19 protein-coding genes, 3 tRNA genes and 1 pseudogene are annotated in these 23,793 nt (G+C 64.5%); 16 read left to right on the forward strand and 7 right to left on the reverse strand.

The features are described from left to right. Positions 1-2: 2 nt before the first annotated feature. Entirely contained in the window at positions 3-2,987 is a 2,985-nt protein-coding gene (locus AC5WNI_RS15700; protein WP_175090731.1) for an insulinase family protein, read from the forward strand. Between the two features lie 164 nt (positions 2,988-3,151). Here AC5WNI_RS15700 and sbcB read toward each other — a convergent pair whose 3' ends face one another. From sbcB to minC, 4 genes are all read right to left on the reverse strand, one after another. Then, positions 3,152-4,627, reverse strand: a complete 1,476-nt coding sequence (gene sbcB / locus AC5WNI_RS15705; RefSeq protein ID WP_175090732.1) for an exodeoxyribonuclease I — start codon at positions 4,625-4,627, stop codon at positions 3,152-3,154. Positions 4,628-4,793: 166 nt separating this feature from the next. Continuing rightward, the gene (gene minE, locus AC5WNI_RS15710; protein WP_043336475.1) at positions 4,794-5,054 is read right to left on the reverse strand and encodes a cell division topological specificity factor MinE; all 261 of its coding nucleotides are present in this window, start codon (positions 5,052-5,054) and stop codon (positions 4,794-4,796) included. Next, positions 5,051-5,869 (reverse strand): septum site-determining protein MinD, encoded by an 819-nt coding sequence (gene minD / locus AC5WNI_RS15715; protein ID WP_175090733.1) that lies wholly within the window; start codon positions 5,867-5,869, stop codon positions 5,051-5,053. Before minD ends, minE begins: the two co-directional genes overlap by 4 nt. 82 nt (positions 5,870-5,951) lie before the next feature. Then, positions 5,952-6,710 carry a septum site-determining protein MinC gene (minC, locus tag AC5WNI_RS15720; protein WP_175090734.1) on the reverse strand — a complete coding sequence of 253 codons (759 nt, stop codon included), beginning with the start codon at positions 6,708-6,710 and terminating at the stop codon, positions 5,952-5,954. 525 nt (positions 6,711-7,235) lie between these two features. On the opposite strand from minC, the gene AC5WNI_RS15725 reads away from it, so the two are divergent. Further along, positions 7,236-10,088: a DUF349 domain-containing protein gene (locus tag AC5WNI_RS15725; RefSeq protein ID WP_175090735.1), complete on the forward strand. Its 2,853-nt coding sequence runs from the start codon at positions 7,236-7,238 to the stop codon at positions 10,086-10,088. Positions 10,089-10,254: 166 nt separating this feature from the next. Here AC5WNI_RS15725 and phbB read toward each other — a convergent pair whose 3' ends face one another. Beyond that, entirely contained in the window at positions 10,255-11,001 is a 747-nt protein-coding gene (phbB, locus tag AC5WNI_RS15730) for an acetoacetyl-CoA reductase (protein ID WP_043336510.1), read from the reverse strand. A gap of 370 nt (positions 11,002-11,371) precedes the next feature. Here phbB and AC5WNI_RS15735 point away from each other — a divergent pair. From AC5WNI_RS15735 to AC5WNI_RS15755, 5 genes are all read left to right on the forward strand, one after another. Then, positions 11,372-11,448: transfer RNA gene (locus AC5WNI_RS15735), tRNA-Met, on the forward strand. A gap of 53 nt (positions 11,449-11,501) precedes the next feature. Beyond that, positions 11,502-11,578: transfer RNA gene (locus tag AC5WNI_RS15740), tRNA-Met, on the forward strand. A 43-nt stretch (positions 11,579-11,621) separates the two neighbouring features. Continuing rightward, positions 11,622-11,698: transfer RNA gene (locus AC5WNI_RS15745), tRNA-Met, on the forward strand. Positions 11,699-11,855: 157 nt separating this feature from the next. After that, positions 11,856-12,335 carry an EVE domain-containing protein gene (locus tag AC5WNI_RS15750; protein ID WP_175090752.1) on the forward strand — a complete coding sequence of 160 codons (480 nt, stop codon included), beginning with the start codon at positions 11,856-11,858 and terminating at the stop codon, positions 12,333-12,335. Positions 12,336-12,469: 134 nt separating this feature from the next. After that, entirely contained in the window at positions 12,470-13,435 is a 966-nt protein-coding gene (locus tag AC5WNI_RS15755) for a tetratricopeptide repeat protein (RefSeq protein ID WP_175090753.1), read from the forward strand. A 599-nt stretch (positions 13,436-14,034) separates the two neighbouring features. On the opposite strand, the gene AC5WNI_RS15760 is transcribed toward AC5WNI_RS15755, so the two are convergent. Further along, on the reverse strand, positions 14,035-15,189 hold the full coding sequence (locus AC5WNI_RS15760; protein WP_175090754.1) for a MalY/PatB family protein: 1,155 nt from the start codon (positions 15,187-15,189) through the stop codon (positions 14,035-14,037). Positions 15,190-15,309: 120 nt separating this feature from the next. Between AC5WNI_RS15760 and AC5WNI_RS15765 the strand changes: the two genes are divergently transcribed. The 9 genes and pseudogenes from AC5WNI_RS15765 to AC5WNI_RS15805 all read left to right on the forward strand — a co-directional run bounded on the left by AC5WNI_RS15765 (position 15,310) and on the right by AC5WNI_RS15805 (position 22,346). Further along, positions 15,310-15,735 carry a hypothetical protein gene (locus tag AC5WNI_RS15765; protein ID WP_175090755.1) on the forward strand — a complete coding sequence of 142 codons (426 nt, stop codon included), beginning with the start codon at positions 15,310-15,312 and terminating at the stop codon, positions 15,733-15,735. 583 nt (positions 15,736-16,318) lie between these two features. Further along, positions 16,319-16,756 (forward strand): universal stress protein, encoded by a 438-nt coding sequence (locus AC5WNI_RS15770; protein ID WP_175090756.1) that lies wholly within the window; start codon positions 16,319-16,321, stop codon positions 16,754-16,756. Positions 16,757-16,836: 80 nt separating this feature from the next. Then, a complete protein-coding gene (locus AC5WNI_RS15775; RefSeq protein WP_175090757.1) occupies positions 16,837-18,378 on the forward strand; it encodes an alanine/glycine:cation symporter family protein in 1,542 nt (513 codons plus the stop codon). A 215-nt stretch (positions 18,379-18,593) separates the two neighbouring features. After that, the gene (locus AC5WNI_RS15780; RefSeq protein WP_217485973.1) at positions 18,594-19,616 is read left to right on the forward strand and encodes a zinc-binding dehydrogenase; all 1,023 of its coding nucleotides are present in this window, start codon (positions 18,594-18,596) and stop codon (positions 19,614-19,616) included. Then, the gene (locus AC5WNI_RS15785) at positions 19,613-20,434 is read left to right on the forward strand and encodes a hypothetical protein (protein ID WP_175090758.1); all 822 of its coding nucleotides are present in this window, start codon (positions 19,613-19,615) and stop codon (positions 20,432-20,434) included. The genes AC5WNI_RS15780 and AC5WNI_RS15785 overlap by 4 nt, the downstream gene beginning before the upstream one ends. Positions 20,435-20,480: 46 nt before the next feature. Then, positions 20,481-20,870, forward strand: a pseudogene (locus AC5WNI_RS15790) (acyl-CoA thioesterase); the annotation flags it as partial. A gap of 95 nt (positions 20,871-20,965) precedes the next feature. Continuing rightward, positions 20,966-21,445 carry a Cys-tRNA(Pro) deacylase gene (gene ybaK / locus AC5WNI_RS15795; RefSeq protein ID WP_175090760.1) on the forward strand — a complete coding sequence of 160 codons (480 nt, stop codon included), beginning with the start codon at positions 20,966-20,968 and terminating at the stop codon, positions 21,443-21,445. Positions 21,446-21,511: 66 nt separating this feature from the next. After that, a complete protein-coding gene (locus tag AC5WNI_RS15800; RefSeq protein WP_175090761.1) occupies positions 21,512-21,841 on the forward strand; it encodes a hypothetical protein in 330 nt (109 codons plus the stop codon). Continuing rightward, entirely contained in the window at positions 21,819-22,346 is a 528-nt protein-coding gene (locus AC5WNI_RS15805) for a DUF501 domain-containing protein (protein ID WP_175090762.1), read from the forward strand. Before AC5WNI_RS15800 ends, AC5WNI_RS15805 begins: the two co-directional genes overlap by 23 nt. A 97-nt stretch (positions 22,347-22,443) precedes the next feature. Here AC5WNI_RS15805 and AC5WNI_RS15810 read toward each other — a convergent pair whose 3' ends face one another. Further along, complete coding sequence (locus tag AC5WNI_RS15810) at positions 22,444-23,784, reverse strand: sodium-dependent transporter (RefSeq protein WP_495928560.1); 1,341 nt, start codon at positions 23,782-23,784, stop codon at positions 22,444-22,446. Between the last annotated feature and the right edge of the window lie 9 nt (positions 23,785-23,793).

Consider the following 23,793-nt stretch of genomic DNA (forward strand, 5'->3'; position numbering starts at 1 on the left):
AGATGTCACTGCCTTCAGGATTTCGCCCTCTTGCACTGAGCACGGCCATTGCAGCCATCGTCATGGGTGGTCTGGCGCCGGCCATCAGCCATGCCGATACCCGCCCGGCTTCTGCGCCCGCATCGTCACTCGCGCCGGCCGCCAACTCCGCCTCAAGCACGGCGTCCGCCAGGGGCGAGCAGGCCAGTCCGGTCATCAAGAGCGAGAACGACCAGCGACTTTATCGCAGCCTGACCCTCGACAACGGCCTCAAGGTCCTGCTGGTCAGTGATGCCAAGGCCGACAAGGCCGCCGCCGCCGTCGATGTCGAAGTCGGCAGCGCCCAGGACCCCGACGATGTCCCGGGGCTGGCGCACTTCCTGGAGCACATGCTGTTCCTCGGCACCGATCGCTACCCGAAGCCGGACGCCTACCAGGACTTCATCACCAGGCATGGCGGCCAGCACAACGCCTTCACCGCCAGCCAGGACACCAACTACTTCTTCGACATCGACCCGGATGCCTTCGATGAAGCGCTGCCGCGCTTTGCGCGCTTCTTCGTCGCACCGCAGTTCAACGCCGACTACGTGGATCGCGAGCGCCATGCGGTCAATTCCGAGTATCAGGCGCGCCTGCAGGACGATGGCCGGCGCATCTACGAGGCTGTCGAAGCGGCCCTCAATCCAAAACACCCCTTCAACCGCTTCAGCGTCGGCAGTCTCGAGACCCTCAAGGACACCGAGGCCGGTAGCCTGCGCCAGCGTCTGGTCGATTTCTATCAGGCCCACTACGGCGCCAACGTGATGCGCCTGTCATTGGTCGGACCGCAGTCGCTGGAAACGCTCGAGCAGCTGGCCCGTGACAACTTCAGTGATGTGCCAGATCGCGGGTTGTCGCGTCCCGAGATCAACACGCCCCTGGCCAGCGGTGACGAACTGCCGGCACGCCTTGAGGTCAAGTCACTCAAGCAGGAGCGCAAGCTGTCATTCATGTTCCCTATCGACGACCCGATCGCCCACTACCAATCGCAGCCGGTCAGCTACCTGGCCAACCTGATCGGTCATGAAGGTGAAGGCAGTCTGCTGGCGGTGCTCAAGGAAAAGGGCTGGGCTGATGGCCTCTCGGCCGGCGGTGGCCTCAGTGATGGCGAGCATGCCCTGCTCAGCGTCGACATCAGCCTGACCCCGGAAGGCGCGCAGCATCAGGCGGCGATCCGTGCCGCGCTGTTCGACTACCTGGCCCTGATCCGCGATGAGGGCATCAACGACTGGCGCTATACCGAACAGGCACAGCTGGGTGAGCAGAGCTTCCGCTTCCAGCAGCGCAGCTCACCGGTCAATCTGGCCAGCAATCTGGCGATGATGATGACGCGCTACCCGATCGAGGATGTGCTGGCGGCGCCCTACCTGATGCAGGACTTCGATCCGGACCTGATAAAGGACACCCTCGCTCGCCTGACACCCGACAACCTGCTGGAGGTCTACTCCGGCCCGCAGGTGGAGGGGGATCAACAGGGCGAGTGGTTCAAGGCGCCCTATACCCTGACGCGCCTGACGGCGGATGCCGCTGCTCAGACAGCCGGCGACGACACCCTGGCCAGCCAGCTGGCGTTGCCCAAGCCCAACCCCTATCTGGCCAAGGACTTCCGCGTACTCGACCTGGCCGACGCCAAGCCGAGCCAGTTGATCGATGAGCCCGGTGCCGAACTCTGGTATCAGGGTGATGCGAGCTTCGGTGTGCCGAAGGCCGAATGGCGTTTTGGTCTGCTCAATCCCGACGTCAGTCGCTCGGTGGATGACCAGGCCATGAGTCAGGTGCTGGCGGCGTGGCTGAATGACAGTCTCAACGCGCGTCTGTATCCGGCGCGTCTGGCAGGGCAGGATGCGCTGGTCTACGCCCATGGGCGTGGCATCACGCTGCAGTTCAGTGGCTGGCGTGATGGTCAGCAGCCGGAAATGCGCGAAGTGCTCGACCAGCTGGTGAATGGCGAGATGGCCCCCGCCACCCTGGAGCGCATCACTCAACGCCTGCGTCGCAGCCTGCAGAATCGCGTTCAGGCACCGCTCTACACGCGCCTGGGCCGCAGCCTCAGTGAAGCGCTGGTCGGTCTGCCGAGCACCGCCGAGCAACAACTGGCCGCCCTGGACAAGATCGACGCCCAGTCACTGGACAGCTTCCGCAAGCGCTTCCTTGCCAAGCTGCACGTGCAGGCGATGGTGACCGGCAACCTGACCGCCGACCAGGCCCGCGAGACCGGACAGCTGGTGATCAACGGGCTGGCGCCGCGTATCACTCGTGATGCGGTGCCAGACCTGGAAGTGCGTCAGGCCACCCACCACACGGTACTGCGTCCGGACAGCACACGCGGCGATGCCGGCGCCCTGCGCTACCTGCAGGGCAAGGACCGTACGCTGCAGACCCAGGCACGCATCGCGGTGCTGGGCCAGCTGCTCGAAGCCCCCTTCTACAGCCAGCTGCGCACTGAGGAGCAACTCGGCTATATCGTCTCCGCACGCTATTCGCCCATGCTCGATGCGCCGGGGCTGAGCCTGCTGGTGCAGTCGCCGTCCAGGGACAGCAAGACGCTGTTTTCGCGCATGGATGCCTTCCTCACCCGCTTCGACAGCCGCGTGCAGTCATTGGATGAGGCCACGCTTGCCAGCTACCGCGACGCCGTCGTCGACAGCCTGACCCAGAAGCCCCGCAAGCTGTCCGAGCTGGCAGCGCGCAACTGGAGCGAGCTGAGCTTCGGCTGGACAGGCTTTGACCGCCGCCAGCAACTGGTCGCGGCCGTCGAGCAGGTCAGCGCACAGGATATCCGCGCCATCTGGCAGCAGCTGAATGCCTCCAGCGCGCTGGAACTGGCCTTCGACCCCGGCACGCCCAGCGACTTCGACCAGCGCCTTACCGAACTGGACCTGCCGCCGCTGCCCGAGGCGCCGCGCGCCGAGACAGGCGCGACCCTGGCGGCACCCTCAGCCAAGGCCAGTGGCAATGCTCAGCATTGAGCATCGACGGCCCGCCAGTGGCTTGACGGGCAAACCAGACGCTGCCCCTCACCGGACGAGCGCCTGAAATGACAAGACCCCGACGAGGTGCAGTTCAATGACCGCGTCGGGGTCTTGTTCATTCATGCCTTGCCGGCAAGCACAGCGGGCCGGCTAGCCCGTCATCAGCCGAAGGCCTGCGGCGGCATGATGCCTTCCACGTACATCGCCAGTTCTTCGAGAATCTGCACGCGGTCCGGGTCCTGTTCGCTCTGGGCCAGCCGCTGGATCTCGCTGACGAAGCCCTTCACGGTCAGGCTCGCGACCTGCTCATCGTTCATGCGCTCCCAGCGCCACTGCTCCCAGCGTTCGCGCTCGGCGGAGTTGAGCGTGTAGCCGTAGCTGCGCGCACGATAGCGGAACAGCATCTCCTCGAGGCGGCCATCCTGGAAGGCGAACGGCGTATCATCCAGCGCCTCGGGATGGGTGGCACGTACCCGCTCCATCTCCTTGCGGTCCGCGGGCGAGAAGAAGCCGCCGGAATAGAGCATCAAGTCCGGATCAGCCGGCCCGGCCGGCGGCACCTCGGCGAATACCTGCGCCACCTTCACGCCGATACCGGCGTTGTCCTTCAGCCATTTCCAGTGCACGCGACACTGGGCGGGGTCGATCTTGAAGCGCGCCGCGATCTCGCCGTATTCGCCCTCATGCGGCCCGGATACATCCTTGAGCGCATTGGCCGGCAGCAGCACCGGACTCTTGTTGAGATGGATGACCTTGAGCGGAATCCGCTCCTCGCCTTCCGCGAGGTCATCGGCACTGGCGAAGACACGGGCACGTATCTCTTCCGGTGACAGCTCCATCAACGGCGCCGGGTCTACCGAGAGGTCATAGACGATCACGCCATTGGCATTCGAAGGATGCTCCGCCAACGGCACCACCAGCGCGCCACAGGCCCGCGAGGCCGGATAGCGACGCGAGATGTGCAGCATCGGCTTGCGTGCGCCGATATCCAGCAGGCTGGCGACATGGCGCTTGTTGCGCAGCTTGAGCAGGTAATCGAACAGTCGCGCATTGCGCGACTTGAGCAGGCGTGCCAGCGCGATGGTGGCGCGCACATCCACCAGCGCGTCATGCGCGCCGGCGTGTTCGATGCCATTGGCCGCCGTCAGATGCTCCAGACGGAAGCTGGGCGCCCCATCTTCACGCTTGGGCCATTCGATGCCCTCCGGGCGCAGGGCATGGAAGGCGCGCACGACATCGATCAGGTCCCAGCGCGAATTGCCGTTCTGCCACTCACGCCCGTAGGGGTCGAGGAAGTTGCGGTAGAACAGATGACGGCTGACTTCATCATCGAAGCGCAGGCTGTTGTAGCCCAGCGTGCAGGTCCCCGGCACGCTCATCTCGTCATTGATGCGCCCGGCGAACTCGGCCTCGGGGATGCCGCGGCGCTCGGCCTGCTGCGGGGTGATGCCGGTGATCAGACACGCCATCGGCTGGGGCAGGAAGTCATCGGCCGGCTTGCAATAGAGGGTCAGCGGCTCGCCGATCTCATTGAAGTCAGCATCGGTACGGATGGCCGCGAACTGCGAAGGACGGTCACGGCGCGGGTCGGCGCCGAAGGTCTCGTAGTCGTGCCACAGGAAGGTGGGCTCTGCCACAGGATGTCTCCACGCGGGCGGTCGAAAAATGAACGTGCCAGAGCACCGTCTCCAGCGAGGCTGGCACGGTGCTCTGGCAGGCAATGGGCATGGGCTGGGTCGGGACGTCGCAGGCGCTGCCCGCTCGGCAACGCCTCAGGTGGCAAGCACCCGACGCCCCGCGAACTCAGGCCTCGCCGGGGCGCGGCAGAGTGACGTTGAGTTCCAGCACCGAGCAGTCGTCTTCGCGGTCCAGCGAGATGTTGATGGCATCCTGGTCGACCTGCACATACTTGCGAATCACCTCGAGCAGCTCACGCTCCAGCATCGGCATGTAATCCGGCTGGTCACGCTGGCTACGCTGGTGCGCGACGATGATCTGCAGCCGCTCCTTGGCGACATTGGCGGTCTTCTTGCGCTCTCGCTTCAGAAAATCCAGTAATTTCACTTGCGCCCCCCTCCAAACATTCTGGCCAGCAGACCGCGCTTCTCGACTTCGTGGAAACGCAACTGCACTTCCTCGCCCAACAGGCGGGACACGCAATCCACGTACGCCTGGCCGGCATCGCTCTTCTGGTCATGCGTGACCGGCACACCCTGGTTGGACGCGCGCAGCACGGCGTCGGACTCCGGAATCAGGCCGATCAGCGGGATCGACAGGATTTCCTGGATATCGGTCAGGTTGAGCATGTCTCCGCCGGTGACGCGTGCCGGATGGTAACGGGTGATCAGCAGGTGTTCACGCACCGGGGTGTCGCCATTCTCGGCACGACGCGTCTTGGAAGACAGCAGGCCGATGATGCGGTCGGAGTCACGTACCGAACTGACTTCCGGGTTGGTCACCACCACGGCCTCGTCAGCGAAGTACATCGCCAGCTGGGCACCGCGCTCGATACCGGCCGGCGAGTCACAGATGACGTAATCGAACTCCTCGCGCAGCGCGTCGAGCACCTTCTCGACGCCTTCCAGCGTCAGCGCATCCTTGTCACGGGTCTGGGAAGCCGGAAGGATGTGCAGATTGTCGATGCGCTTGTCGCGGATCAGAGCCTGCTTGAGATTGGCTTCGCCCTGGATGACGTTGACCAGGTCATAGACCACACGGCGCTCACAGCCCATGACCAGGTCCAGGTTACGCAGGCCCACATCGAAATCGATCACTACGGTCTTGTTGCCGCGCAAAGCCAGTCCGGTGGCAATGGCGGCGGCGCTGGTCGTCTTGCCGACGCCGCCCTTGCCTGACGTCACTACGATAATCTTGGCCAAAGGTATCTTCCTTGCTGAGAGTCCCTCGCCGAGCGAGGATCACCTGTAAATATTGGATATCGTTCAGAACACAGTGCTGAGATCAGCCGAGTCGTGCGATACAGAGTTGATCGTGTTCAAGCACGACTTCGACATTGGCACCCAGCAGGCGATTGTCGATGTCATCGAGCCGCTTGTAGGTTCCGGCCACCGAGAGCAGCTCGGCGTGCAGTTCCTTGCAATAGATGCTGGCGTTGCGATCGCCATGGATACCCGCCAGCGCGCGGCCCCGCAGAGCGCCATAGATATGCACGCTGCCGGCGGCCAGGATCTCGGCACCGGCATTGACCGCGCCGATGATGACCAGATCGCCCTCCGGTGCGCTGACCTGCTGGCCCGAGCGCACCGTGCCGCGATACACCTTGCTGGCGTGGGCCGGCTCCGCTTTCTCGGCCGCGCTGTCCGTGACTGTCTCGGCAGGTTCGGCGATCGGCTCAGCGGCCACCGGCGGCACGGACTCGAGGGAGCGCCCGCGATTCTCCTGCGGCGGGAACCACCCCAGCCCCAGCGCCCAGGCGGACTGGCGCACCGGGTCTCCACCGCCACGCACCGCGACCGGCAACAGCTTGTGGCCACGGCAGACGGCACAGATGCGCTCCAGCGCCAGATGCGGCTCGTCGAGCTTCTCGACGCTCAGCACCACCGGCGTATGTTGAAAGAAGGCCGGCGACTGGCTGAGCTTGCTCGCCAGCTGAGCACGGATCTGCTCCGGATCACCGCTGACCAGCTCCATGACCGTCATCGGCAGCATGCCGCCCTTGAAGGTGAAGGCCTGAGGGGCCCTGTCCGTACTGAGACTCATGACCTGACTCCGGTTGCGTAAGGAGTGTCGAAGCCCTCCGACACTCTTGATGATGCACGTACTGTTCACGGCATCCTCAAGGCGGCCCTCGAATAAAAAGGCCACCTGAATAACATAGCTCGCCGTCGCACACGGCACAGCGACTGCTTGATAGGCGCCGAGCATGAATGACAGACACTGAATGGCATAGCGGTAACGTACAAAACTATGTGAGCGAACACAGTGCTGCAACTGATGATACGGCCAGCAGCAGGCACTGTCAGGTGTCGCGTGCCTACGACGTGGCTCCCTTGCCGACCTGTCACCCGCCGCCGCTCGCCCCGCACGCCGCCGCGCGCATGCAATAAGGCACATCGATCGACATGCGATACCACACAACGGGGGGTTGTGACTGGTAAGATAGCGGGGTGACGAAATTCATGCGCCGTCACTCCGCCCACTCCGTCGTGCCCACCCGATGGCACCCGCCGAGTGTGCGGCCAATTGTTGCGCCCCTCTATTTTTTGCCTGGATAACCGCTCTCACATGACCGGACTGCTCTCCCGCCTCACTGGCCGCCTGTTCACTCCTCGCTGGCAACACGCCAACCCTGCCATTCGCTCCGCTGCCACTGACCAGCTTGATCCGGAGATTCCAGACCAGCGCAAGATCCTGGAGACCCTGATTCTCGAAGATGACGCCCTGGAGGTGCGCCATGCCGCCCTGACGCGCATGCAATCTCCCGAACGTCTGCTGCCGCTGCTCGACCGCGCCGATGGTCTGGTACGCGAGCGCCTGATCGAACTGTTGAGCGGCGGCCAGGATGCGCCCTCACTGTTGAGCCGTGAACAGCTGGTCGCGCGCCTGGAAGATCGCGAACTGCTCTCCGCCGTGGCGTCCCGTGGCGACAACCAGCAACTGCGTCTGACCGCACTGAGCCGACTGGAAGATGAAGAGACGCTGATCCATCAGGCCTGCCACAACACCATCGCCGCCGTGCGCCATGCTGCTGCCGCCCGCATTACCAGCCAGGCCGGCCTCGAGCGTCTGGTGCGTGATGCCAAGCGGGACCGTCACGTGCAGCGTCAGGCGCGCGACACCCTCGCCCAGCGCCGTGCCGATGCCCAGCAGGCCGACGCGCTGGCCGCCAGCCGCGACAACCTGCTGCGCCAGATGGAGAAGCTGCCGCGTCAGGCCTGGGAAGACAGCGTGCCCTCGCGCTACCGCTCGCTGCTGCGCGAGTGGGAGCGTCTGCCGGCCGCGGACTACGAGATTCAACAGCGCTTCGAAGAGGCACGCCAGCAGGCGCACAAGGTCATCAGCGACCATGAGGCCCGCGAGGAAGCCATTCGTGCCCATGAACGCCTGAGCGCCAACCTCAACACGCACCTGGAAGAGATTCTCAGCGCCGTGGACCAGGCGCGGGCAGACCTCTACAGCCGCGACTGCGTCAATGATCACGACTTCGCCAGCCTGCAGGCCCAACGCCGACTGCAGGGAGAGCGCTGGCGCGAGCTGACCGACCAGTTCTCGGCCCCGGCCGAACTGCTCGAACGTCAGCAGCGCCTGCAACAGCAGCTGCAGGATGCCCTCGATGCCTGGCATCGCCATCAGCTGTGCCAGGGCGAGTTGGATGCCGCGCTGGTCGACAATGACATCGACCAGCTGCGTCGTCTGGAAAGCGAGGTGGCCTGGCCTGCGGGTCTGCCGCAGACCGCCAGCCTGAGCGCGGTGCGTCAGGCGATCAACGCGGCGCAGCCGGAAGAACCGGCAGAGGCAGCGCAAGAGCAGGACGCGCTCGATGAAAGCCCTGCACAAGACACAGAGTCAGCTGACGCCTCCCGCGAGGGCGACGGCACTGCGCGCAAGGCGAGCCTGGATCTGGACGCACTGGATGCCGAACTGGCACGCCTGGAAGCGGATCTCGATGCCGGCAAGCTAAAGCCGGCCAGTCGCCTGCATCGCTCACTGCGCGATCGCACCGAAGGCCAGCTCGACAATGCCCGCCAGACACGCCTGCGCCAGCTCGGCGCGCGTGTCGCCGAACTCCGTGACTGGCAGAACTTCGTCGCGGCGCCCAAGCGCGAGCAGCTTCTCGAGGCCATCACCACCCTGAGCGAGCGCGATGACATCAGCGATGAGCAGCGCGACCGCCAGCACCAGCAGCTGATTCAGCAATGGCGCGAGCTAGGTGATGCGGCCGCCAGCCGCGATGCCAGCCAGGCGTTCCGCACCGCCTCTGACGCCATCAAGCTGCGCCTGCGGGATTACCGCGAATCGCGCAAGCAGCTGCGTGAACTCAACCTGGCCATGCGTGAAGCGCTCTGCGAGCAGCTTGAATCGCTCAACGGTAACGCCATGGACGATGCCGACCCCGACTCCCTGCGCCAGATTCGCGATCGCGCCCGTGAGGAATGGCGTCGCCACACGCCGGTGCCCGCAGGCCCCGGTCGCCAGCTGTCACACCGCTTCGGCGAGGCGCTGACGGCACTGCAGGGGCTGATCGACAGCCGCGCGGGTCAGATCGCCGCCGCCAAGCAGGCTCTGGTCGAGGCCGTCGAGGCGCTGGCCAATGAGGACACGCCGGCACGTGCCCGCGCCGAACAGGCCAAGGCCCTGCAGAGTCGCTGGCGCGAGATGGGCCGCGCGCCAAAGGGCGAAGAACAACGCCTGTGGGCCGCCTTCCGCGCGGCGTGCGACCGTATCTTCGCCGCACGCGATCAGGACCGCGAAGACCGCGACAGCCGCGAGCAGGCACGCCTGGATCAGTGGCAGGCGTTGATCGAGCGCCTCGACAGCTGGGAGCCGGAGACGCTGGAAGACGCCGCCCTGCTTGATGACGCCCTGAAGGAAGCCGACACCCTCGGCCCGCTACCGCGCGGCAAGCGGGGCGACGGCATGCGTCGTCGCTGGACCGGCATTCTCAAGCGTCGCGAGCAGCGTCTGGACGAACTGCACGCTCTGCAATTGCGCGAGGAATGGCAGCAATGGCGTGACCTGCTCGAACAGCACGCCGTGGCGGATGCCAGCGCGCGTAACGGCGACGTGCAGGATGTCGAGCTGCCGAACACCTCGGCCTTCGACGACAACAGCCGCCAGGCCAATGCGGCGCGCAACCAGATGCGTCAGGCCCTGCCGAGCAACTGCAGCGCCGCCAACGAGCGCCTGGCCGAGCTGCGTGTTCACCTGGCCATTCTGTTCGAGGCCCCGCTGGGCAGCGAAGATGAGTCACGCCGCCTGACCGTGCAGGTCGCGCGCATCAACCAGCAGCTGGGTGAGCGCATGGAGCGTGAAGAAGAGCTGGATGAGGTGCTGGATGCGCTGCTCGCCAACGGGCCGCTGGACTGGGACGCCTGGCAGACCGAACTGCCGCGCTTCGATGCGCTGTTCAATCACTGAGTCAGCACGCCTGAAGCGCTGACGTCTGAACCTGTGATGATGCACTCGCAAGACTGAAACCATGGCAACGGAAAGCCCCCGCCTCTGTCGAGACGGGGGCTTTTTCATTCTCTCGCCAGGCGGAGCCGAGTGCCGACCCTGCACTGGCTCACTCCAGCGCAGAGCATCAGCCCATGAACTGGCCGCCATTGATATCCAGGTTGGCACCGGTGATGAAGCCGGATTTCTCGTCGGCCAGGAAGGCGACCGCACGCGCGATCTCATCCGGCTGACCATAACGCTTGACCGGGATGGTCTCGCGGATTGATTCACGGATCTCTTCGGGGATCTTCATGATCATGTCGGTGGCGATGTAGCCCGGCGACAGGGTGTTGACGGTAATGCCCTTGGTCGCGGTTTCCTGCGCCAGCGCCATGGTCAGACCATGCATGCCCGCCTTGGCGGCCGAGTAGTTGACCTGGCCGAACTGGCCCTTGCGGCCATTGATGGAGGAGATGTTCACGATGCGGCCGTACTTGTGCTCCAGCATGTCATTGATGACGGCACGGCAGGTGTTGAAGACGCTGTCGAGGTTGCAGTTGATGACTTCGCGCCACTGCTCATAGCTCATCTTGCGCATGGAGGTATCACGCGTGATGCCAGCGCAGTTGACCAGAACCGCGATCGGACCGAAGCGCTCGCGGATTTCGTTGACGCCTGCCTGACAGGCTTCGAAGTTGTCCAGCTCGATGCCGGACAGTGCGATGTTCTCGAACCCGGCAGCGCGCTGCTCCGATAGCCACCCCTCTGCCTTTTCCTTGTTCCTGTAACCCGCAATTACCTGATACCCCTGGTTCGCCAGCTCGCGGCAGATGGCGGAACCAATGCCACCGGTACCACCGGTAACCCATGCGACGGGTGCTGTTTGTGTCATCTTATTGTGTCTCCCTAATCCTGGAACGTCCTGTGTCCTTGGCTTGGGCACAGCTTGACAAATCTGCGGACACCCCCGCCCTGAGAAAACGAGAATGCCTGCAACGACAACAATGACCCGTGTCTCTAACAGCCTGATGACAATCGTGCACTCTGTGACGCCTGCCATCCGCCTGTGCGAGGCGCGTCACTCTCAGTATGGACAGGATGCAGCGGGAATGTATGTAGCAGATCTCTCACACGAGATGCCGATAATCGCTCGAGATGCGTAGACGGGTTGGTGACGACTCACCGGGCACGAGAAGTTTGCGTCAATTACGGGATAACGGTTGACGCAGCACTGTATATCCTTATACTACGCCCCACGTTGATGCGGGGTGGAGCAGTCTGGTAGCTCGTCGGGCTCATAACCCGAAGGTCATCGGTTCAAATCCGGTCCCCGCTACCACTGACAAGTCGTTGCCTATCAAGGTGATTGCCAGTCAGACACCAACGTGATGTTGCGGGATGGAGCAGTCTGGTAGCTCGTCGGGCTCATAACCCGAAGGTCATCGGTTCAAATCCGGTTCCCGCTACCAACTTCTGATGCGTCAGAGTTGGAGCAAAGGCAGTACCCAGTGTTGCGGGGTGGAGCAGTCTGGTAGCTCGTCGGGCTCATAACCCGAAGGTCATCGGTTCAAATCCGGTCCCCGCTACCAAGAATTCGAAAGGCCTGATGCCATGCATCAGGCCTTTTTCGTATGCGTGAAATTCCTGTGCGAGGATATCGCTGAGGCCAGCGCCCGGACCTCGCCTGTCCCTTTCTCAACGCCCATCGCCTTCACACTCATCACGTAAGCCCCAAGGGAGTGCCGCATGCGCCACTGGCTGATCAAGACCGAACCCGATGCCTTCTCGCTGGATGACCTGCGCCGCGAATCACCGGCGCTATGGGATGGCGTTCGCAACTATCAGGCGCGCAACTTCCTGCGCGAGATGCAGCTCGGTGATGTCGTGCTCATCCAGCACTCCAGCTGCAAGGTACCTGCAGTGGTCGGGCTTGCCATCGTCAGCGAACTCGCCCTGCCCGACCCGACGGCCAGTGACCCCGAGCACAAGGGCTTCGACCCACGTCAGGTGGCGGATATCGATGCCGGCAAGCCTCCGCGCTGGGTCGCCCCGCGCCTGAGCTACCTTCGCCCGCTGCGCAACTCCCTGCCCATCGCGCGCCTGAAGGCCCGGCCCGAGCTGGCGGATAGCCACCTGGTGCGCCGCGCACGCCTGTCCGTGATGCCGCTCAGCGAGAGCGAAGCCGCCTGCATCGCCAGCCTGGCCGGCGACACCCTGCTGCCGTGAACCGACGCGCCCGAGGCGATCGCGCGAGGAAGTGTCCGGCAGCGCCTTGAACTCCACTGCGACGGGCCGCATCATCAGGCCAACCGGCTCGCGCGCGAGCCTTGAATCGCAGACAGAATTTCGGGGCATGCACCATGATCATCGATCCCAATACCGGCCAGCCACTGACCGGCAATGACACCACCGCCACCCAGCCACAAGGGGTAGTCGGCGGCGGTGCCGCCAGTGCACCGCGCCAGGCAGAAGACGCCAATACCTACATCATCGATGTGGACATGAGCAATCTTCAGCAGGTGCTGGAAGCCTCACAGCAAGTGCCGGTACTGCTGGATTGCTGGTCGCCGCAGAGCGAGCACTGCCTCGTTTTGACGCCGATCCTCGAGAAGCTGGCGCGTGAATATGCGGGCGGCTTCATCCTTGCCAAGCTGAACGCCGAGGAGCAACAGGACATCGCCGCCCAGCTGGGTGTGCGTTCGGTGCCGGATGTCAAGCTGGTCATCCAGGGCGGCCTGGCAGGTAACTTCACCGGCGCACGTCCGGAAGCCGAGATTCGCCAGTTCCTCGAGCAGCACAAGGTCCAGCCGGCGGCCGGGGCAGGCCCCAGCCTCGCGGAGCAGGCGGCCACTGCACTGGAAAACGGCGACCTCGTCACCGCCAAGACGCTGTATCAACAGCTGGCGCAGGAATCTCCCGAGACACCGGAATACCGCATCCATCTCGCCTCGGTGCTGGTTGCCGAGGGCAATGGTGAAGAGGCCCGCCAACTGCTGGACTCCCTCAAGCCGGAAGACCGTGATGGCGCCCAGGCGCGTGGCGTACGTGCGCGCATCGACTTCATCGCCGAGGCGCCGTCTCCCGAAGAGGTGCAGGCCATGATCGAGCGGGACGACAGTGAAGCCCGCTACCAACGCGCCATGCGCGATCTGGCGGATGGCCACTACGAGCTGGCTCTGGATACCCTGATCAGCCTGGTGAAGACCGACCGCCAGTACGGCGATGATCTGGCACGCAAGACGCTGCTGCGCGTCTTCGACGCCCTTGGGGCGACCCATGAGCTGACCGTGCGCTTCCGTCGCCAACTGTTCGCCCTGATGTACTGATCGTGCTGGTGCGCTGATCGTAGCAATGAGTTGAACACGACACGCAGACGACAAGGCCCCGCCTCCGGTCAAGGAAGCGGGGCCTTGTCATTGATGGTCAGCCGTCGCGCCGACTCAAGGACTAACGACGACGGCTCCAGCCCTTGAGAAGCGAGGGACGGGCACGCGATTCGCGCACGCTGGGCGGAAAGTCCACCTCAAGCTCATGGCCCGCGGACATCACGGCGCCTGACGCAGGCGGGGCAGCAGATGACGCCGCGGGAGCACGGCAGCGGGAAGATGGCGGCGACGAACGCGCCAGGCGCAGGCTTCCGCCCTGACAACACCATTCACGACAGGCCGTCGCGCCTGCATCCCTGCTTGCTGGCCGCCCCTGTCGCGGCGTCTCTGCCACCTCATGTCTCATCGTCGCATCTCCTGATGACAAGCCCCTCCCGATGAGCGGCCTAGCTTCAGAGTTGACGATAATGATTCTCAATTCAAGTTTGCAATGAGCGATAGCTGCCAACGAAACGCTGCAGGCTGACCCAGATCAACTCCGGCTCTGTCGACTACCCTTCTTGGCCGCTTCGCTCGCCCCCTCGATCCCTTCGCCAACCTCAGTCTTTCTGCAGGCGCTCATCCATCTGCTGCAGCGCCTTCTCCAGCTGCACACTCGTGGTGCCGTAGTTCAAGCGCACGAAGCCCGGCCAGCCGAAGTCGGCGCCATCCGACAGCGCGACATCGCATTCCTCGAGCAGCGTCTGCTGCGGAGACTCCCCGAGCCCTGCCTTGCGCATATCCAACCAGGCCAGATAGGTGGCTTGCGGGCGCGACATGCTGACGCCGTCCCAGCGTGCCACATGGCTTTCCAGCAGATCGAGGTTGTCACGCAGCACGCTCAGCAACTCCTGACGCCACGGCTCACCCTCGCGCCACGCCGCCTCGGTCGCGGCCATGCCCAGCACATTGGTATCGGGCATCAAGCCATTGGCGGCGCCGGTGAAGCGTGCACGCAGCCTGGGGTCGGTGATCACCGCGCAGGCGAACGTCAGCCCAGCGGTGTTGAAGGTCTTGGAGGGCGCCCACAGGGTCACGCAGCGCGCCGCCAGTCGTTCGTTCAGGCTGGCCAGCGGGATATGGCGGGCCGTCGGGTCCACCACCAGATCGGCATGCAGCTCATCGGAGACCACCAGCAGATCGTGACGCTCGACCAGCTCCGCCAGCGCCTCGAGCTCTTCCTCGCGCCAGACGCGGCCGGTAGGATTGTGCGGGTGGCACCATAGCAGCAGCTCGGTCTCGGGCGTGATGGCCGCTTCCAGGGCCTCCAGGTCCAGACGCCAGGGGCCGCCTTGCGTCTCGGGCTCTGCCAGCGGCGCCATCTGCGCCAGTCGCCCGGTCTTCTGGGCCACCTTGAGGAAGGGCGGGTAGATCGGGGTCGTCGTGACCACGCCCGCGCCGGGAGAGGTCAATGCCAGACTGGCCAGGTGCAAGGCCGGCACCACGCCCGGCAGCCAGACGATGGCGTCACGCGGCACCTCCCAGCCATAATGCTCGCGACTCCAGTCACACAGGCTGTCATCGAGGCTCTCCGACGGCTTAGCATAGCCGTAGACCGGGTGCGCCACTCGCTCGGCCAGCGCTCGTGTCACGGCGGGCGGGGCGCTGAAGTCCATGTCGGCAATCCAGAGGGGCATGACGTCCGAGGCGTAGCGATCCCACTTCTGGGAAGGGTACTGGCGTCGATCGAGCGGGGTGATGAAATCGAATGGCAAGATGGAGTCTCCCTGTGGCGGGCAAATTTGGCAGGCAACGCGAGCAGTGCGCTCGACTCACACCGCCTTCTGGCGGCGAGAAGAATACCTGTGGACCAACTACAGCATAAGGCTTTGTGCATGTCTGAAGACACCTTTTACCCACAGGCCCAGCGCGGGCTGCCCGGTCTGTTGCGCGCCTGGCTGACCCATGGCCGTGGCGACAGCGAGCGCCTCGCCGTGCTGCTGGCTGATACCGCGCGCGTCGCAAGTCTTGGCCAGCCCACCAGCAACCCCGATGGCGAGACACTGGAACAGTGGGCCGTCGAGGGAGGTGCGCCGCTGTGGGCGCCCAAGGCAGCGCTGTTCCTGTTGATGCAGATGCCGGCACGCCCGGTGCCGCAGGGGCCGGATGATGCCTGCGCCTGGGCCTACTGCTGGTTGCGCATGCGCGAACACGACAGTCCCGCGGCCGCCCTGATGGCGCTGCCGGAACACCTGCGTCAGCCGCTGGCATGGCCCATCGAAGCCGCCTGGCAAGACCTGACGCACCAGCGGCTGATCTAGCCGCGCCGGTTGTCGAGCGCCCGCAGCGCTGTTGGTGAGCAGCGCTGCGTTTTTCTCCGTTTTCCTCTCCTTCCTCACCTCTCTCCTCGACCTACCCTCCTCTGCTTACCCGCTCTTGTCCGCTCTATTCTCTTGTCCGCTCTGCTCTATCTCTGTCCGCACCCTCCTTGCCGCTACTTCTCCTTGCCGCTACTTCTTCTTGTGGCTCCCTCTCCTTGCCCCTGCGTCACTCCCCGGTCACATCCTCTTCACTCCCGCTCCCCCTGCCACTGAAAGCGACCTTGATGGGGGGCCTGCTGGCGCCCGATAGGACAGCTCGTCCCGCTCTCGGCATTGCTGACAGCCATGGGTAGCAGTTTTCTCAGCGAATATTGTCACCACCGGCTAATGGCGTAGCGGAAACCTGAGTCTCGTCAACGCGTAACTGACGCCATTTCGTTTAATCATCGTTTTGTGAAGCGACACACCCGCAGGGATTTCTTGTGTGAGCGAGGAGTAAAGTTCTTTCAACCGCAACGAAACGGTAATTCAACAAGAATCCGCTGGCGCGACACGACGACCAGCAAGCTTCAGGAGAAGCTCCATGACCACCTCCCTGATTGTCGGACTGGATGGAACCCCGGGCGGCGACAGTGCCATTGCCTATGCCAAGCGCGTCGCCTCTCTGGTGGGCGCGGAAACCAGGATCATTCTCTGCTACGTGGTCGAATGGTCGCCCTACAGCTTCAACACGCCGGAGGAGAACGCCCAGCGTGCCAGCCGCCGCGAGAACGAGATCAAGCTGGCCCACGAACGTGTACTGACGCCCACCATCAGCGAGCTGGAAAAGGAGGGCTATCAGGTCGAGGGGCGTGTCCGCCACGGCGATGCCGCCGAGATTCTCAGCCTGCTGGCGCGTGAGGTGAATGCCGAGCAGATCATCGTCGGCCGCAAGGGGGAAAGCGTCCGCTCACGCATCTTCGGCAGCGTCACTGCCCATCTGATTCAAGAGGCCTCGGTGCCCGTCACCATCGTTCCCTGAGACAGGCGCCTCCCGCACCAGCCGCCTGCAGAGATTTGCACCAGACAATAACGACAATTCGCTTTTCGAGGTTACCTCTCATGAGTCGATTCCGCTCCCTGGCCCCCTGGGCTGCCGCCATGGCAGCCCTCATGGCCGCAAGCTCTGCCCGTGCCGAAGGCATGGACCAGGCCATCAGTGACATCGTCGGACCGATCGTCAACCCGATCGTCTCGACCATCTTCTATTCAGTGCCGGTGGCCGGCACCCAGTTCCCGCTGATCGTCGGCTGGCTGATCATCGCTGCCGTCATCTTCACGCTCTATTTCGGCTTCGTGCAGTTCCGCCTGTTCGGCCATGCCATCCGCCTGGTCAAGGGCGACTACACCGACCCGAAGGATGAAGGCGAGGTATCCCACTTCCAGGCACTGGCCACGGCGCTGTCCGGCACGGTCGGCCTGGGCAACATCGCCGGTGTCGCGGTCGCCGTTTCGCTGGGCGGCCCGGGCGCGACCTTCTGGATGATTCTGGCCGGTCTGCTCGGCATGGCCTCCAAGTTCTGTGAATGTACGCTTGGCGTGAAGTACCGCAACGTCAACGCGGATGGTTCCATCTCCGGCGGCCCGATGTACTACCTGTCCAAGGGTTTCGCGGAAAACGGCAAGGCGGGGCTGGGCAAGATTCTGGCAATCTTCTTCGCCATCTGCGCCATCGGTGGTTCCATCGGCGGCGGCAACATGTTCCAGGCCAACCAGTCCTATCAGCAGGCCGTCAACGTCACCGGCGGTGATGCCAGCTTCCTGGTCGGCTACGGCTGGCTGTTCGGTCTGGTGATGGCTGCCATCGTCGGCATGGTCATCATCGGCGGCATCAAGTCCATCGCGCGTGTCACCGAGAAACTGGTGCCGATGATGGCTGTCATCTACGTGATCGCGGCACTCATCATCCTCGGCTTCAACTTCAGTGCGATTCCGGCCGCCTTCGGCGCCATCATCGAAGGTGCCTTCGCACCGGTCGCGGTCGGCGGCGGTATCGTCGGCGTGCTGATCCAGGGCTTCAAGCGTGCTGCCTTCTCCAATGAAGCCGGTATCGGCTCCGCGGCCATCGCCCACTCTGCCGTCAAGACTTCCCAGCCGGCGACCGAAGGGATCGTCGCCCTGCTCGAGCCGTTCATCGATACCGTCGTCATCTGCACCATGACTGCGCTGGTCATCGTCATCACCGGCGCCTACCAGGTCGAAGGCCTCGGCGGCGTCCAGCTGACGTCCTACGCCTTCGAGACCGCCTTCCCGTGGTTCCCGTATGTGCTGGCCCTGGCAGTGTTGATGTTCGCCTTCTCCACCATGCTGTCCTGGTCCTACTACGGCCTGAAGGCCTGGACCTACCTGTTCGGCGAGAGCAAGGGCTCCGAGATCATCTACAAGCTGATCTTCCTCGCCTTCGTGGTCATCGGTGCCTCCATGAGCCTCGGCCCGGTCATCGACTTCTCCGACGCCATGATCTTCGCCATGTCCATCGCCAACATCATCGGCCTCTACTATCTGATGCCGGTCGTGAAGCGTGAGCTGGCCCAGTACATCGCCAAGCTGAAGTCCGGCGAGATCGCACCGGTGGACAAGAAAGCCAAGCGCCAGAACGCGTGATCCCCATCACGCCCAGGCAGGCCTGACACACCGTCAGCCGCCGTATCACCCCAGGCCCCTGCCCATCGGCAGGGGCTTTTTCGTTGTCGATCATGCAATTCCGTGCATTGGATGGCTGAAACCACCCAAGTCGGATTGCCGCAACGCAGCGCAATGGGTAGGGTGTGGCGCTCACTGGCCACACTGGCCGGAACCCGTATCAACGAGGACGTCTCATGCTCGCTTCCATGCATGCCATGGTGCTGCGCAATCCCGGCCCGGATGCCGACTTCGTGGCGACCGAATGCCCGCTGCCCACTCCCGGCCCCGGCCAGGTGCGCATTCGTGTCGCTGCCTCCAGCGTCAATCCACTGGATCTCAAGCTGGCCAGCGGTCAGGTGCCTCTCCTGCCGCCAGCGCCCTGCGTGCTGCACGGCGACGTGGCCGGTGTGATCGATGCCGTCGGCGATGACGTGCTGGCCTTCTCGCCCGGCGACGAGGTGCTCGGCTTTGCCGGCGGTGTCGCCGCTCATCCGGGTGCGCTGGCGGAATACATGCTCGCCGATGAACGCCTGATCACCCGCAAGCCGCGCCGCCTGAGCTTCATGGAAGCCGCCGCGTTGCCGGCAGTGTTCATCACCGCCTGGCAGGCACTGGTGGAGCGTGGCCGGCTGGAAGCGGGACAACGCGTGCTGATCCACGGCGGCGCCGGTGGCGTCGGCCATGTGGCATTGCAGATCGCCCGTTGCATCGGCGCGGAAGTCGCGACCACGGTGTCCAGCGATGACAAGGCCCGGGCAGCACGCGACTGCGGCGCGGACCACGTCATCCGCTACCGCGAGGAAGCCGTGGCCGATTACGTGGCCCGGTTGACGGGAGGCGAGGGCTTCGACCTGGTCTTCGATTGCGTCGGCGGCGACAACCTGGCCGCCAGCTTCGCCGCCAGCAAGCTGGGCGGGCGCATCGTGACCATCAACGCGCGCACCACGGTGGATCTCTCGCCGCTGCACGCCGGCAGCCGCAGCCTGGAAGTGCTGTCGATCCTGCTGCCGCTGACCGCTGGCATCGGACATGAACAGCAGCGCCAGGCGCTGGGCAAGCTGGTAGAGCTGGTCGAGGAAGGCGAATTCAAGGTGCGCCTCGATGAGCATCAGTTCGACTTCAGCGAGGTCGCCGAGGCTCATCGTCATCAGGCCTCCGGCAAGGCAGTGGGCAAGATCTCGCTGGTGCGTCGTCAGTTCTGGGACGCCGCCCAATGAGCGCAGCACTTCAGGGTGAGCTGGGCCTGCAACTGCTCAAGCTGCTGATCTCGGTGGCGGTGGTGATCGGGCTGTCACTGATCGCGGAGCGCCTCTCGACGCGCATGGCCGGGCTGCTGTCCGGCTACCCGCTGGGTACGGCCATCACGCTGGGCTTCATCGGCGTGGAGATTTCCCCCGAGTTTGCCGGCCAGAGCGCCGTCTATACCCTGGCCGGCTTCTCCTCGACGCTGGCGCTGGGGGTCGGTTACTGGCTATGCGGGCGTGCCCAAGGGCTGCGCGGCGTCATCAACGGCACCCTGGGCGGCCTGCTGGGCTGGCTGATCGCCAGTCTGGCACTGGCGCAGTTCGAGTTCACACGCGTCAGCGGCGTGATCGTGACGCTGATCGCCATCGTGCTGTGCATGCGCCTCTATCGCGGCGTACCGGAAAGCACGGCGCGCAAGTCACCCTTCTCCTGGGTCTCGCTGCTGGCGCGCGCCGGACTGGCCGCCGGCATCGTGTTCGGCATCACCGCGCTGGCCCACCTGCTGCCGCCCTCCTGGGCAGGCCTGGTGGCAGCCTTCCCGGTCACCATGTACCCGCTGCTGGTGATTCTGCATCTCACCCAGGGGCCGGTAGCCGTCGCGACCGTCATCAAGCACTACCCGGCCGGCCTCGGCTCGCTATTGTGCTATGCGCTGGTGGTCTCGCTCAGCTACCCCGGCATGGGGGTCGGCCTGGGCACCCTGCTCGGTTTCATCGTGGCGACGGCGTGGCTGGGCGTGTTCACGCCGTTGCAACGTCGACTAGCCTCACGACGTACAGCCAGCGCCTGAGCTTCCTGATAGGCTGAAATGCCGCATGGATGCCCAGGAGCGACGCATGTACTTCAAGACACTGGAACCGGCCTTCTTCGACACCGATGCCCTCGGGCACATCAACAACACGCGCCTGCCGGCCTGGTTCGAGTGGGCGCGCAATGACCTGTTCCGCGTCTTCGTGCCGGACCTCGATCCGCGCAAGTGGCCGCTGATCATGGCGCGCATCGAGGTCGACTTCCTTGCCGAGCTGCAATACGGCCAGCCGGTGGAGATTCGCACCTGGCTGTCGCGCCTCGGCGGCAGTTCCTTCACCGTGACCCAGGAGGCGTGGCAAAGCGGCGTCTGCGGCGCGCGCGGCCACTGCGTGCTGGTGCAGTTCGATCATCATGCCAAGCAATCCTTGCCCATCGAGGGCGAGCTGCGCGCGACCCTGGTCAGCCATGTGCACGAGCACACCGACAGCGCCGAACTGGATGTCCCGGCCCTGCGCGAGGCCGCCCGGGCTCTCGGGACGCACAGCGCCACCTCCGAGGGGAGCGTGCCGGCATGACACCCGCGCTCAAGCTGCTAAAGGGCAAGCCGCACCGCACACTCGAATATGCCCACGACCCGCGCGCTTCCGCCTACGGGGAAGAGGCCGCCCGCACGCTGGGGCTTGATCCCACCCAGGTCTTCAAGACACTCGTCTGCCAGCTGGAAGGCGGCAATGCACGTCAGCCGCTGGTGGTCGCCGTGGTGCCGGTCAGCGGTACGCTCGACCTCAAGGCACTGGCACGCGCCTGCGGGGCACGCAAGGCGGCGCTGGCAGCGCATGATGCCGCCGAACGTGCCACCGGCTATGTGGTCGGCGGCATCAGTCCGCTGGGGCAGAAGAAGCGCCTGCCACTGTGGGTCGATGACAGCGCCGCGACACAGGCGGAAATCTTCATCAGCGGCGGCCGTCGTGGACTGGAGATAGCGCTCGCCCCCGCGTTACTGTGTGAGCTGGGCAATGGCCAGTTCGCCCCGCTGGCTCGTGACGACTGATGGCCACGGGCGTGGCACACCATGACGCCCCCCGCCACCACAGCACCGCGTCAGCGAGGAGGCCCGATGGGCATTCGCTACAGCAAGTGGATCTATCCGGACATGATCGAGCTGCATGCGCAGGTCGAAGCGGCGCTGGAGCAATGGTTCAGTGAGCGCTTCGCCGACTACCCGCACATCAGCTTGCCGGGCCTTGACCCCTACGATTATGATGGCTGGTTCAATCGTCTGGCCCCGGAGCTGATGGCGCGCGGCAGTGACTACTGCGAGCGTGAATGGCATGGCTATGTGCCGAGCCCCCAGCAGCTCAACCAGGCTTTCTTCCGGGCCGTATCCCGGTCCAACAAGTGTGTGCTGGAGCCTGACCGCAAGCATGGTGATCCTGACCAATCATAGTCCCGACGCGCGGGAGCTCGAGATCATCGAGCGCCAGCTCGGGCGCAAGCCGCGCGGCATCCAGGCCGTGGCCGCCACCGATGGCGAGGGCACCCCGCTGGTGCTGCGCATGCATTCGCTGGTGGACGGCAAGCCCTTCCCGACCCTCTATTGGCTGTGCGATGAACGCCTCAAGATCTCACTGTCACGCATCGAGGCCGAAGGCGTCATCAAGGGGCTGGAAGAACGCCTCAAGACCGACGAGGAACTGCTGGCGCGCTACCGTGCCAGCCATGAGGCCTACGTCGCCGAACGCTGGAGCTTCATGAGCGAAGCCGAGCGCAACGCCATCGAGTCCCAGGGCTTCACTGAGCTGATGCGTGAACGTGGCGTCGGCGGCATCCGTGACTGGAATCAGGTGCGCTGCCTGCACACCCAGTACGCCCAGCATCTCGCCTACGCCGAGGGCAACGCCATCGGTCACTGGGTCGATGCCCATTACGACGTGCTGTCCGAGCTGCCCTGAGCTCTGGCGACGCTCGCCCCGATGCCGTCGGCTTGAATGCAGAAGACGAAGAAGCCCGCCAATTGGCGGGCTTCTTGCGTCGGGACGAGCGTCAGGTCTACAGCGAGTGCGCGAAGACCAGCGCGATGCACAGCGGGCAGATCAGGCGCACGTACCACGGCCAGATCTTCCAGAACAGGCTGGACTCGATGTCCGGCGCCCCGCTCTGGATCTCCTTGAGCAGCGCATGGCGCGACATCGCCCAGCCGACCAGCAGGCTCATCACCAGCGCGACCAGCGGCTGGCTGTACTGGGTGGTCAACATGATCACCAGGCCGAATAGTGCCCCGAAGTTGGCGGCGATGGTCAGGCTGATGGCCATGATGGCGGCACCGACGGCCAGAGTGGCGGCACGCCGACCCAGCCAGCCACGCTCGACCACGAAGGATACCGGCACTTCCAGCATCGAGATGGAAGAGGTGATGCCCGCCACGCTCATCAGCGCGAAGAATGCCACCATCAGGACGTCACCTGCGCCGCCCATCTGGCCGAACAGCGCCGGCAGCGTGTCGAACAGCAGAGTATCCGAGCTCTTGAGCAGGCCGTCGGCATCGAAGATCTCGACCCCCAGATGACGCGCGGCATACATGGCCGGAATCACCAGCAGACCGGCGAGGAAGGCGATGCCGACATCGATCAGCGTCACCAGCACGCCCAGACGCGGCAGGTGCTGCTCCGGCCCCAGATAGGAGCCGTAGATCAGCATCGCGCCCACGCCGAGCGACAGCGAGAAGAACGCCTGGCCCATCGCGCTCAGCATCAGGTCGGCATCGAAGATGCGGTCCCACTGCGGCGTCAGGTAGACACTCAGGCCTTCATCGGCACCCGGTAGGGTCAGTACGTAGCCGATCAACCCGACCAGCAGCATCAGCAACAGCGGCATCAGACGCGTGGACCACTTCTCGATCCCGCCGCGCACACCACCGACCACGATCGCCATCGTCAACGCGAGGAAGACTGCCGTCAGCGAGACATTGCGCGTGAAGTCGAAGGTGGTCAGCCAGCTGGCGGCGGAGCTCATGCCCAGCGCCTCGCTGACCGGCGCGGCGGTATAGCCCAGCAGCCAGCCCGCGACGATGGCATAGAAGGCCAGAATCAGGCTGGCGGTCAGCATGCCCGTCCAGCCCGCCAGCGCGCCGAAGCGCTTGGTGATGCCTCGACCGAGACTCATGCTGGTGACGATGTTGGCCTGACCATGGCGGCCGATGACAAGCTCAGCCATCAAGGCCGGCCATGCCAGCAGGAAGGCCAGCACCAGATACATCACCACGAAGGCTCCGCCTCCGTTGTTGGCCGTCTGGGACGGGAAGCCCCACACGTTGCCAAGTCCTACTGCCGAACCAGCGGCGGCCATCAAGAAGCCCAGCCGACTGGCAAAGCGTCCGCGCACCTGCGCCATCTGCCTCTC

It is taken from the genome of Cobetia sp. PDI-12MA (assembly GCF_059507695.1).